The sequence below is a fragment of the Hyphomicrobium sp. GJ21 genome (assembly GCF_001006785.1).
Classification (GTDB): Bacteria; Pseudomonadota; Alphaproteobacteria; order Rhizobiales; family Hyphomicrobiaceae; genus Hyphomicrobium_B.
This window is the reverse complement of the sequence record NZ_CDHO01000003.1, coordinates 1,792,163-1,804,239: the sequence shown is the minus strand read 5'-3', so window position 1 is coordinate 1,804,239 and position 12,077 is coordinate 1,792,163. Positions and strand designations below refer to the sequence as shown.

Sequence of the window (12,077 nt, the reverse complement as noted above, 5' to 3'; positions counted from 1 at the left end):
AAAAGAGCCGCCCACTTTTATGGACAGCTCGAAAGTCAACAGGAGGCGTCAAACAAGCGGCAGAGGGGCCGCTTCAATCCAGATGGCCCGGATCGGTGGTGACTTTGCCGCCATATGCTTAAGTTCGGGTTAAGCGGACGTTGCTCGCGCACGACGCGAAATTCAGGATTGCCGCGCGCATGAGCTTTCGCGATCACGCGCTTTTTCTTAAGCGCGATATTCGGCATTCGATGAATCCGATTAACGCGCGCTTCATGATTTAAAAAGCGCCTGCGCTGCGGCTTCATGCCTACGTTTCTTGTCGAGTTCGATACGCACGCGTTCGATTTCGGAATTGAGATCCGTGATCCGCTTTTCGAGTTCCGCGACGGACAACGTCGACAGGCTTTCGCCGATCACGACACCGCTCGGCTTCTTTGCCGGCATCAGGTCATCAAGGTCCACTGGCGCACCTCCATGCTGAGCTTCATTCCGGTATGACAGTAGCCAAGCGGGCCCGCGCGGTCGAGGCGCTGAGCCCTCGTGACGCGTTGGCGCGGCTTGCGGGGCGGGATCGGAGCGTGCATTGCTCGCGCACTCCCACAATGAAAGATCAGCAGATGAGCGCCCAGACCTCCATGAAAGCCGTTGTCATCGAAGGAAAAGGCGGACCCGAAGTTCTGCAGGTGCGCGACATTCCCGTGCCGACGCCGGGCGCGGGCGACGTGCTGATCAAAGTTGCAGCGGCAGGCGTCAACCGGCCGGACGTGCTGCAGCGGCAAGGAAATTACCCGGCGCCGAAAGGCCATTCCGAGCTTCCGGGCCTCGAGGTCGCGGGCGTGGTCGCGGCGCTCGGTGAGGGCGTCAATGGACTTGCCGTCGGCGATGCGGTGCTCGCGCTGACGCCCGGCGGCGGATATGCGGAATATGCGGTCGCGCCTGCGGTCTGCTGCATTCGCAAGCCCAAAGCCCTTTCGTTCACCGACGCGGCCGCGATCCCGGAGACGTTCTTCACGGTCTGGCACAATGTATTCGAGCGCGGGGCGCTGAAAGCGGGCGAGACGTTTCTCGTACATGGCGGCACGAGCGGCATCGGCGTCACGGCGATCCAGCTTGCGAAGGCGCTCGGTGCGCGCGTCATCACCACGGTCGGCTCGGATGAGAAGTGCGAGGCCGCGCGCGCGCTCGGCGCGGACATCGCGATCAATTACCGGACCCAGGATTTTTCGGAAGTCGTCAAAGCCGAAACGGGCAAGCGCGGCGTCGACGTCATTCTCGACATGGTCGGCGGCGACTACATCGACAAGAACATCCGCGCGCTGGCGGATGACGGACGCCTGGTCAATATCGCGTATCAGAAAGGTTCGACAGCGACGATCGACTTCATCCGCGTGATGCTGAAGCGGTTGACGATCACCGGATCGACGCTGCGCATCCGTTCGAACGACGTGAAGGGCGGCATCGCGCGCGCTTTGGAGGAAAAGGTCATTCCGCTGGTGGCGTCGGGAAAAATCAAGATCCCGGTCGACAGCACGTTTCCGTTAGCGGACGCGGCGAAAGCTCACGCGCGGATGGAGTCGAGCGAACACATCGGCAAGATCGTACTGACCATCTAATTGCCGTGGATGGCCGCGTAGGCGGCCATCTACGTTCGGTGTGCCGCGCACTGTTGCGCGGCCATGTTGGAAGGGCGGCGCAGCTTGCCGGATTCGTGTCGCGCGATGCGATTACCAGTTGAAGCCGTTCATGACAGCGATGGGCTGAGCTGACGAGTTCGCGAACAGGCGTGCGGCGGCGGCGCCGACATTCTCGTTCGCGTTCACGTCGACGCCGCTCGCGATGAAAACCGAACGAATGCCGAAATTGCTTGCGCCCGCGATGTCCGTTGAAACGCCGTCGCCGATTGCGAGCACACGGTCTTTCGCTATCGATTTGCCGCGCGTGTCGCTGCCGATCTCGAGCGCCAGATCGTAGATCGGCTGAAACGGCTTGCCCGCGTAACTCACTATGCCGCCCAGCGCTTCGTAGGCGCGCGCGATCGCACCGGCGCAATAGATCAGGCGTCCGTCGCGCTCGACCTTCTGATCCGGATTGGCGCAGATCATCGGTATGTCGCGGGCTTTGAGTTTTGCGAGCATGTCTGCGTAGTCGGCCGGCGTTTCTTTCTCGTCGTCATAAAGGCCGGTGCAGACGGCGACGACAGCGTCGGCGACGCCGGCTCCGGGGTTTGCCTGCAAGTTGGCGAAGACCGGCAAATCACGTTCGGGGCCGATGTGGAGGATCGGCTCGCCCGCCCAATCTTCGATGAGGCTGCGCGAGACATCGCCGGAGCTGACGATACCGTCGTAGGCCGAGCGCGCGACACCGATGCCGTCGAGTTGGCGGGCAACGCTTTCGCGCGGGCGCGGCGAGTTGGTGACGAGGAGGATCGTGCCGCCTTGCCGCCGAAATGCTTCGCATGCGGCGACGGAAGACGCATAGGGGCGCACGCCGTTGTGCATGACGCCCCAGATATCGACGAACCAAAGATCCGCCGTTGCAGCGAGGGGCGCGATCGATTGCAGAACCGGAATTGCAGTCATGGATGATCCAGGTGTCTCCGCGCGCCAGGCGTCGGCACGCGGAGTGCCCTATAGCGTCAGGAGATCATCCTGTCATCGACTTGAGCGGGCTCGGCGGACGGCGCGGCGATGCGTCGTCCGCTTCAATCGCGTCTCAGGCGGCGGCCGACTGGTTTGACGGGCCGGTCAGCATCACCTGCCGGGGAACGCCGAACAGCGCGCCCTGTCCGAGATCGACGCCGATCTCCAGAAGACGCTTCTGAGTTTTCGCGTCTGCGATGCCGCTGGCGATGATCGACAGGCCCGCGAGCGTCGCGCGCTGATAGATTTCGTCGGCTGCAACGAAGCGATCGGATGCGGTGAAGCCATCGAAGACGACGTGTGACGGCAGGCGGATGAAGCGGAAGCCCGCCACAGCCAGCGCTGCGAAGTCGGTACGCATATGTTCGATGCCGTCGAGCGCAAAGCGGAAACCATAGGCGTGCATGTCGCGAATGGCCTGCCAGACGGAAGGCGTGAACGCGTCGATGGCGCGCTGCGTCAGAAGCACGACCAGCTGCGTCGCGACCTTGGGGCGGGTGCCGTACACGTGCGCGATGGTTTCGAGGAAGGCGCGCTCCGACAGCGAGCCGCCCATGACTTCGACAAGCAGCGAACCATCCTTGTCGCGCGCTTCCATGCGAAGCGAGAGAGCTGCGGCGCGCTGAAGCCGCTCGCTGTCAAACTTAGCGGCGAGATCGGGACCGGCGTGCGCGAACTCTTCCTCGCGCGAGTCGAGACGTGCGCCATCCGGCGTGCGCAGCGCGACCGTCATCTCGTAGTGGTTCACGGCGTGCTCGGACAACGTCACGATCGGCGCAAGGAACACGTCGATCGCGGCGTTATCGATCGCCTGGGCAAGCTCGCGACTGTGCGGCGCCGGTGCAGCGGGCGGAGCGTTGCTCATGCCGAAGTCGACCAGCGGCCGTTCAGGGAGCGGCAATTCATGATGCGGCTCATGCTGCGATGCCTCAAGCTCGGGCTCGGCCTTTTTCGGACTATGGTCGGCGCCCGCGATACGTTCGGCCGTTGCGGGAATGACGAGCTCGCCGAGATCCGGCAGCGACGCCGGTTTCGGCGACGACGAAGGCGCAGGCTCGGGAATAACGGATTTCGGGATGAAGTCACCGAGGCCGCCCGGACGCTCGCGCATCGTGGTGGCGGCGGCCTTGAGTGCACCGATCGAATGCTCGATGGCGTCGGTCGTCGGCGTCGAACGCATCTCAGGACGCATTGGTTTTGCGGGCGAGCGCGCGGCTTCGACGAAGTTCACCTCATCGGCAAGCTCGCGAATCTTGCGCTGCACGAGTTCGAGATCGCCTTCGACAGTCGTCGCGCTGCGAGCAGCGGCCGGCGCACCCGGTACCGAGGCTTCGGTGCGCGGGCGGAACGACCACTGATCGCGGATCAACTCTGCGCCGCCCGTGGACGTGCGCTCGTCGCGCGCAGGCTCGATCCCCGATGCCGGGAAGCGCATCGCCGTCAGATCGTTCGATGTGTCGTTCAGCGATGTTTCTGCGGCCTCTTGTTCAGGCGTCGGCATAGCGCCGCGAAGTGGCGGCACGGACAAACGGCCATGAACGGGCGCGGAGACCGGCGTAGACGCGACATCCGCATTTGCGGCCGGGCGCTGCGGTGCCGCACCCAACGGCGCCGAGCGTACGACGGCGGCCGCGGCTTTCGCGGCGTCGGAAGCGGTCGTGGCCGACGGGAATTCCGGCTGGCGCGATTCACTGACTGCGCCGCTCGCGGGCGAAAGTTTCATCCCGCGAAGCGCGGCAGGGCGTTGCGGTTTAGCGCTTTGAAAGCGCGTGCGCGCCAACTCGGCTTTCAGTTCCGCGATCTGCGCCGATTTCTGGACCTGCTTGTGGATCAGCATGAACAGCATCCAGGCGCCGACGCCCGCGCCGATCGACGCGCCCAGCGGCAAACCGAACTGCGCGTAAAGCATCGTCGCGATCGCGGCAGCAACGACCACAATGCTCAGAAGCACGAAGCCGTCTCGCAGCCCTGACTCTTTTTTCGGTTCGGCGGCCGCATCGGGTTTCGACGCGACGTCCGGGCCGGGCGTATGGGGGGCGCTTTGCGCACCCGGCGCGCCCGCCGCACCTGACGTTGCAGGTGCTGCCGAAGGCTTCGTTTCGTCTTGTCTTCTCATGGTCTTCAGGCCGCCCATCGATTCGTGTCTCTGACAAGCTTCGCAGGCTCGCGAAGCGAGATGCAATGCAGAGCGCGGGACCTATCACCAAGTTTCCGTAGCCTAAGCAGCGATCGGCTCGATTCCCAGCGCGTGCGGCGCGCGTCAGTCACACATCAGGATCGGCGTGCACGTTGCGAGTCTCGGTGCAAAGCCGCAAATCCGCCCTTGACCTGTCGCCGGCACACCCGAATCGGGGTGCTGTTTAGGTCTCGTTAGGCGAATCGCCGTGGTATCGTACGACCGACAGCGCCTCTCGCGTTTGCCGGTATTGCGTTATCTGTTGAGCAGGGGATCAAGCGCCATGTACATGGATCGTGTCAGTACGAGTGCCGATGGGTATGTAACGAGTGAGTTCGCGCAGGCGCGCATCCTCATAACTGGTCTTACCGCGACGTCGGGCATCGACATTGCGCGTTCGTTCGCCGACTTGCAGGCGCGTCTGATCGTGCACACGGCCGAGCTTTCCCCTGAGCTGATCGAACTTGCGGCTGTCCTGACGCAGACGGCTGGCGATATTCGCCTGCATACTCAGAATATTTCGAGCGCCGACAGCGCCGCCGCTTTCGCGCAGACATCGGCGCAGGCCTATGGCGGGCTCGACGCCGCCGTCAACATGGCTTCCATTTCGTCGGATGAACTGGCTGCGGTGAAGCGCGACAGCGACCTGGAAATGCTGATCACCGAGAAGCTTTCGCCGCTCGCGCAGCTGACGCGCATCGTCGCGAACCGCATGAACCTGGTTCTGAGCGAAGGCCTCATCCTTAACGTCCTGAAAATGCCGCGGCCGACGAGCGCCCGCGATACGGCCGTTGCTGGCTACGCGCGCACGGCGCTGGCGGCGATGACGGCGAACGAAGCGCAGGGCTGGGCTGGCCAGGGCATCCGCATCAACGCGGTCGGGCCGTGCGTGGTCGGCGACAGCGGCTTCAACGACGGCGCGGTCCTCACGAACGAGCCCGATGTCGCGACGCTTGCGCTCTATCTCGCATCACATCGGGGACGTCGCCTCTCGGGGCATGTCTTCGATGCCGACGGAATGGCGTGCTGAAACCGCGCCATTGCTTTCCGCTAGGGAAACATTGAAGATTACCGCTCTCGCCGCAGAGAGCGTTTATGGATATCCGTCAGCTTCAGTATCTCGTCGCGCTGGCGCGTGAAAAGCATTTCACGCGCGCCGCGAATGCCTGTCACGTCACGCAGCCAACGCTCTCGGGCCGCATCCGGCAGCTCGAGCTTGAACTCGGCGTTCCGATCGTCGAGCGCGGTCAGCGGTATCAGGGGCTGACGCAGGAAGGCGCCCGCGTTCTGAAGTGGGCGCAGCTCATCCTGAACAACTGGGCGTCGATGCACCAAGAGCTGGCGCATCTCGCGACCAGCGATTTCGGGCTGACCGGAAGGCTGGCGTTAGGCGCCATTCCCTCGGCGCTGCCGATGATCCCCTACCTGACCCAGGCGGTCAGAAAGTTGCACCCGCATATCGACTTCACCGTGATGTCGATGAGCTCCGAGGAAATCCTACGGGGCCTCGACGACTATTCGCTCGATGCGGGTATCACTTATCTCGATAATGAGCCTATCAATGGCCTGATGGCGACCCCGCTTTATACCGAGCGCTACAGCCTTTTCGTTCCGGCCGGGCATGCTCTTGCGAAGGAGCAATCGGTCACCTGGCGCCAAGCGGCGGAGCTGCCGCTCGGCCTTCCGACCTCGAACATGCAGAACAGGCGGATCATCGACCGGGCTTTCAAGATCGCGGAGAGTCGTCCGAACCCGGCGTTAGAGACGAATTCGGTCGTTAACCTCTATTCGAGCGTCAAATTGATGGGTCTCGCGAGCATCATGCCGGAATATATCGTCGGCATTTTCGGAGAGGATCCGGACGTGCAGGCCATTTCGCTGACGTCGCCCAATGTCGCGCAAAGCGTCGGTATGATCACCGCCGACCGCGATCCGGTTGCTCCGCTTATCCGCGCTTTCCGCGAAGCGGCCGCGTCCTTTTCGACGCATGGGATTTCTGCGGTGCAGATGGCAAACCAGAAAAATACTTAAACTGTGAGCCTACCATTAGTTTTCGCATTGCAGCATTGACGACGTCAATGACCGGATCGGAGATACCGATTTGATTGGGCCCGCAAAATAAAAGACTAGAAAAATCGCGGCAAGTGCGCATCTAAATAACAAGTTCGGCCTAGAATTGCCGTCGGGGGCCGTGCGAGGAAGCGCGCCACATGGCGAAAAAAGTTGGACGTTCACCAAAGGGCGATACCAAGCCCGAAATTACACCTACGACGCCCGTGCAGATCGCGGCGGCGGCTATTTGTGCGCGTCATGGCAATAAGCCTGACGAGCTTCTCGAGATCTTCCACGAGATGCAGCACGACCTGGGCTATGTCCCGGAAGAGACGCTCCCGATCATCGCCAAGGCGCTCAATCGCTCGCGCGCCGAAATCTATGGCGTCCTGACCTTTTACCACGAATTTCATCGGCATCCGGTCGGCAAGCATGTCGTCAAGATCTGCCGCGCCGAGGCCTGTCAGTCGATGGGAACGGATGAGCTTTGCCAGCATGCCGAATCCAAGCTGAACGTGCCGCTCGGAGGCACCACGGCTGACGGCGCGGTTACGATCGAGCAGGTCTTCTGCCTTGGGAACTGCGCTCTCTCGCCGGCCGTTATGGTGGGAGAGAAACTATACGGCAGGGTCGATCCCAAACGGTTTGATGAAATCATCGCCGGCCTTGAGAAGGAGGCCGCGGAATGACCACGGTATTCGTTCCCCTGGACGCCGCCGCCCTCTCGATGGGCGCTGACGAAGTCGCAGACGCCATCATCAACGAAGCCAGCAAGCGCAAGCTCGACGTTCGCGTGGTCCGCAACGGATCGCGCGGCATGCTTTATCTTGAGCCGCTCGTCGAAGTCGAGACGCCCAAAGGCCGTGTCGCCTATGGACCTGTGAGCGTGAAGGACGTTCCGAGCCTTTTCGATTCCGGTTTTCTCGACGGCAAAGACCACAAGCTCGGCCACGGGCTGACGGAAGAGATTCCCTACTTCAAGAATCAGGAACGGTTGACGTTCGCGCGTTGCGGCATCACCGATCCTTTCTCGATCGAAGATTATCGCAAGCACGGCGGCTACGACGGCCTGACCAAGGCCCTCGCGATGAAGCCGATCGACATCGTTACCGAAGTGACGACCTCGGGTCTGCGCGGTCGCGGCGGCGCAGGCTTCCCGACAGGCATAAAGTGGAAAACCGTCCACGACCTTGCGGCTGATCAAAAGTACGTCGCTTGCAACGCCGACGAAGGCGATAGCGGCACGTTCGCCGACCGCATGCTGATGGAAGGCGATCCTTTCTGCCTCATCGAAGGCATGACGATCGCGGCCGTCGCGGGTGGCGCCACCAAAGGCTATATCTACGTCCGCTCGGAATATCCGCATTCGGTCCATAACCTGCGGCAGGCGATCGAAATCGCGCGCGCAGCGAATTGGCTCGGCGATAACATCCAGGGCTCGGGATATTCGTTCGACCTCTTCGTGCGCATGGGCGCTGGTGCTTACGTCTGCGGCGAAGAAACGTCGATGCTCGAAAGCCTCGAAGGCAAGCGCGGTCTCGTGCGCTACAAGCCGCCAATCCCTGCGATCGAGGGTCTGTTCGGCAAGCCGACGATCATCAACAACGTCATGAGCTTCGCTGCCGTCCCGATCATTCTCGCGAAGGGCGGCGAGTTCTACAAGAATTACGGCATCGGCCGCTCGCGCGGAACGCTGGCGTTCCAGATCACCGGCAACATCAAGCAGGGCGGTCTGGTCGAGAAAGCGTTTGGCGTCACGACACGACAGCTGATCGAGGACTGGGGCGGCGGCACCTACAGCGGCCGGCCCGTGCGCGCGGTGCAGATCGGCGGACCGCTCGGCGCGTATCTGCCGGAGTCGAAGTTCGACGTGCCGATGGATTACGAGGAATTCGCGAAGGTCGACGCGATGGTCGGCCACGGCGGTTTGGTCGTGTTCGACGACACCGTCGACATGGCAAAAATGGCCCGCTTCGCGATGGAATTCTGCGCTATCGAAAGCTGCGGTAAGTGCACGCCATGCCGCATCGGTTCGACACGCGGCGTCGAGGTGATGGATCGCATCATCGCGGACGTCGATCGCGAGCGGAACATCGAGCTTCTCGAAGACCTTTGCGAAACGATGACGGACGGATCTCTCTGCGCGCTCGGCGGCCTCACGCCTTATCCCGTGAGAAGCGCTCTGCGCGGTTTTCCGGAAGATTTTCACAAGCCGGCGCCGAATAAATTTCTAGCCGACGCAGCAGAATAAACGCTCAGCTTCAACGACCTCCATGAGGACGGATTATGAACCAGCATGTTAAGCCGATGACGCTCATCAAAGAGACGGACTACGGCACCAAGACCCCGGAAGTTCATGAGACGACCAAGATGGTCACGCTCGAGATCGACGGGCTTGAGGTCACCGTTCCGGAAGGAACGTCGATCATGAACGCCGCGATGCAGCTCGGCATTCAGATCCCGAAGCTGTGCGCCACCGATAGTCTTGATCCGTTCGGCTCGTGCCGGCTCTGCCTTTGCGAGATTGAAGGCCGCCGCGGAACGCCCGCATCGTGCACGACCCCGGTTGCGCCGGGCATCAAGGTTGCGACCCAGAACCAACGTCTGGCGAAGCTGCGCCGCGGCGTGATGGAGCTTTATATCTCCGACCACCCGCTCGACTGCCTCACCTGCGCCGCGAACGGCGACTGCGAATTGCAGGACATGGCCGGAGCGGTCGGTCTGCGCGAAGTGCGCTACGGTTACGACGGCGAGAACCACGTGTTCGCGAAGCGCGCCGACGGCTCGGCGAACGATCGCTTCAAACAGACGGACGTTTCGAACCCTTACTTCCAGTTCCAGCCGTCGAAGTGCATCGTCTGCTCACGCTGCGTCCGCGCTTGCGAAGAAGTTCAGGGCACGTTCGCGCTGACGATCGACGGACGCGGCTTTGCTTCGCACGTCTCGGCCGGCATGGACGAGCAGTTCCTGGCGTCGGAATGCGTTTCGTGCGGCGCCTGCGTACAGGCTTGCCCGACCGCGACGCTCATCGAGAAGTCGGTGGTCGACATCGGCCAGCCCGAGCATTCGATCGTCACGACGTGCGCGTATTGCGGCGTCGGATGTTCGTTCAAGGCAGAGATGCGCGGCGAAGAACTCGTTCGCATGGTGCCGTACAAGGATGGCGGCGCCAACGAAGGTCATTCCTGCGTCAAGGGCCGCTTCGCGTTCAGCTATGCGACGCACAAGGATCGCATGCTGACGCCGATGATCCGCGAGAAGATCACCGATCCGTGGCAGGTCGTGACGTTCGACGAAGCGATCAATTATGCCGCGAAGCGTTTCATGGAAACGCAGGCCAAGTACGGCCGCAAGTCGATCGGCGCAGTTACGTCTTCGCGGACTACGCTCGAAGAAATCTACTCCGTGCAGAAGCTCGTTCGCGGCGCGTTCAACAACAACAACGTCGACACGTGCGCGCGCGTCTGCCACTCGCCGACCGGCTTCGGCTTGAAGGTCGCGTTCGGCGAAGCCGCCGGCACGCAGGACTTCAAGAGCACCGACAAGACCGACGTCATGCTCGTCATCGGTTGCAACCCGACCGACGCGCATCCCGTCTTTGGTTCGCGCATGAAGAAGCGCATCCGCGAGGGCGCCAAGCTGATCGTCATCGATCCGCGCAAAGTCGAGCTCGTGGACTCTCCGCACGTCAAGGCCGACTATCATTTGCAGCTGATGCCCGGCACCAACGTCGCGGTGGCCAACGCCATCGGTCACGTGATCGCGACCGAAAACCTGATCGACCGGAAGTTCGTCAATCGTCGTTGCGAGAAGACCGATTTCCATCGCTGGGAAGAGTTCATCCGTCAGCCGCAGCATTCGCCTGAGGCGGTCGAGCACATCACCCGCGTTCCGGCACAGTTGATCCGCGAGGCTGCGCGCCTTTACGCGACCGGCGGCAACGCCGCGATCTACTACGGTCTCGGCGTCACGGAACACACGCAGGGCTCGACGACGGTCATGGCGTTGGCGAACCTCGCTATGGCGACGGGCAACCTCGGCCGCGAAGGCGTGGGCGTGAACCCGCTGCGCGGTCAGAACAACGTGCAGGGCTCGTCCGATATGGGCTCCGCGCCGCACGAGTTCCCCGGATACCGCCACGTCTCCAACCAGGAAGTGCGCGATATCTATAAGAAGGAATGGAACCGCGACCTCGATCCGGAGCCGGGCCTCCGCATTCCGAACATGTTCGATGCGGCGCTCGATGGATCGTATCGCGGCATGTTCATCCACGGCGAAGACATCGCGCAGTCCGACCCCGACACGCATCACGTCGAGGCCGCTCTCAGAGCGATGGACATCGTCGTCGTGCAGGACTTGTTCCTGAACGAGACGGCCGCGTTCGCGCACGTCTTCCTGCCGGGCACGTCGTTCCTTGAAAAGGACGGCACGTTCGTCAACGCCGAGCGGCGCGTCAATCGCGTGCGCAAGGTGTTCCAAGAGAAGCAGGGCATGCCGGAGTGGGCCATCGTCGCGCAGCTCGGGACCGCGATGGGCTTCCCGATGTACTACGCGACCGCCTCGGAGGTCATGGATGAGATCGCGCGGACGACGCCGACGTTCTCCGGTATTTCGTACGACCGTCTGGACGAACTCGGTTCGATCCAGTGGCCGTGCAACGATCAGCATCCGACCGGCACACCGATCATGCACACGGAAGAGTTCGTCCGTGGCAAGGGCCGCTTCATGCTGACCGCGTACATGGCGACCGATGAAAAGGCGAGCAACACGTTCCCGCTCATTCTCACGACGGGCCGTATCCTCTCGCATTATAACGTCGGCGCGCAGACGCGGCGCACGGACAACATGGCATGGCATCCCGAGGACGTTCTCGAGATGCACCCGTACGATGCGGAGATTCGCGGCCTCAAGGACGAGCAGATCGTCTCCCTGACCAGCCGCGCGGGCGCGACGACCATCCGCGTGAAGATCTCCGATCGCATGCCGCAAGGCGTCGTTTACACGACCTTCCATCATCCGGGCACGGGCGCGAACCTGATCACGACCAGCGCGTCCGACTGGGCAACCAACTGCCCGGAATACAAGGTGACTGCGGTGCAGGTGATGCCGTCGAACCAGCCATCCGATTGGCAGTCCGAGTGGAACGTCCGCAACGTGGAAAGCAAGCGTATCAGCACGGAGAAGAAGCTGGAGCCGGCGGAGTAATTCCGCGGCTCTGCCTCGAAATC

The 12,077-nt window shown here is 62.3% G+C and carries 9 protein-coding genes; 6 read left to right on the top strand and 3 right to left on the bottom strand.

Going from position 1 to position 12,077, the window contains the following annotated elements; translation table 11 throughout:
• Positions 1–252: 252 nt before the first annotated feature.
• On the bottom strand, positions 253–444 hold the full coding sequence (locus tag HYPGJ_RS16950; RefSeq protein WP_046848140.1) for a DUF1192 domain-containing protein: 192 nt from the start codon (positions 442–444) through the stop codon (positions 253–255).
• A gap of 155 nt (positions 445–599) precedes the next feature.
• On the opposite strand from HYPGJ_RS16950, the gene HYPGJ_RS16945 reads away from it, so the two are divergent.
• On the top strand, positions 600–1,595 hold the full coding sequence (locus tag HYPGJ_RS16945) for an NAD(P)H-quinone oxidoreductase (protein ID WP_046848511.1): 996 nt from the start codon (positions 600–602) through the stop codon (positions 1,593–1,595).
• Between the two features lie 111 nt (positions 1,596–1,706).
• On the opposite strand, the gene HYPGJ_RS16940 is transcribed toward HYPGJ_RS16945, so the two are convergent.
• Complete coding sequence (locus HYPGJ_RS16940; RefSeq protein WP_046848139.1) at positions 1,707–2,561, bottom strand: TIGR01459 family HAD-type hydrolase; 855 nt, start codon at positions 2,559–2,561, stop codon at positions 1,707–1,709.
• 133 nt (positions 2,562–2,694) lie between these two features.
• Entirely contained in the window at positions 2,695–4,737 is a 2,043-nt protein-coding gene (locus HYPGJ_RS16935; protein ID WP_244466220.1) for an EAL domain-containing protein, read from the bottom strand.
• Between the two features lie 349 nt (positions 4,738–5,086).
• Between HYPGJ_RS16935 and HYPGJ_RS16930 the strand changes: the two genes are divergently transcribed.
• The 5 genes from HYPGJ_RS16930 to fdhF all read left to right on the top strand — a co-directional run bounded on the left by HYPGJ_RS16930 (position 5,087) and on the right by fdhF (position 12,054).
• Positions 5,087–5,827, top strand: coding sequence for an SDR family oxidoreductase (locus tag HYPGJ_RS16930; RefSeq protein WP_101536159.1), 741 nt, complete (start codon positions 5,087–5,089; stop codon positions 5,825–5,827).
• 65 nt (positions 5,828–5,892) lie between these two features.
• On the top strand, positions 5,893–6,828 hold the full coding sequence (locus HYPGJ_RS16925) for a LysR family transcriptional regulator (RefSeq protein ID WP_013216419.1): 936 nt from the start codon (positions 5,893–5,895) through the stop codon (positions 6,826–6,828).
• 179 nt (positions 6,829–7,007) lie between these two features.
• Positions 7,008–7,538 carry a formate dehydrogenase subunit gamma gene (locus HYPGJ_RS16920; RefSeq protein ID WP_013216420.1) on the top strand — a complete coding sequence of 177 codons (531 nt, stop codon included), beginning with the start codon at positions 7,008–7,010 and terminating at the stop codon, positions 7,536–7,538.
• Positions 7,535–9,100, top strand: a complete 1,566-nt coding sequence (locus HYPGJ_RS16915; protein WP_046848137.1) for an NADH-quinone oxidoreductase subunit NuoF — start codon at positions 7,535–7,537, stop codon at positions 9,098–9,100. The genes HYPGJ_RS16920 and HYPGJ_RS16915 overlap by 4 nt, the downstream gene beginning before the upstream one ends.
• Positions 9,101–9,156: 56 nt before the next feature.
• The gene (gene fdhF, locus HYPGJ_RS16910) at positions 9,157–12,054 is read left to right on the top strand and encodes a formate dehydrogenase subunit alpha (RefSeq protein ID WP_046848510.1); all 2,898 of its coding nucleotides are present in this window, start codon (positions 9,157–9,159) and stop codon (positions 12,052–12,054) included.
• Positions 12,055–12,077 lie beyond the last annotated feature (23 nt).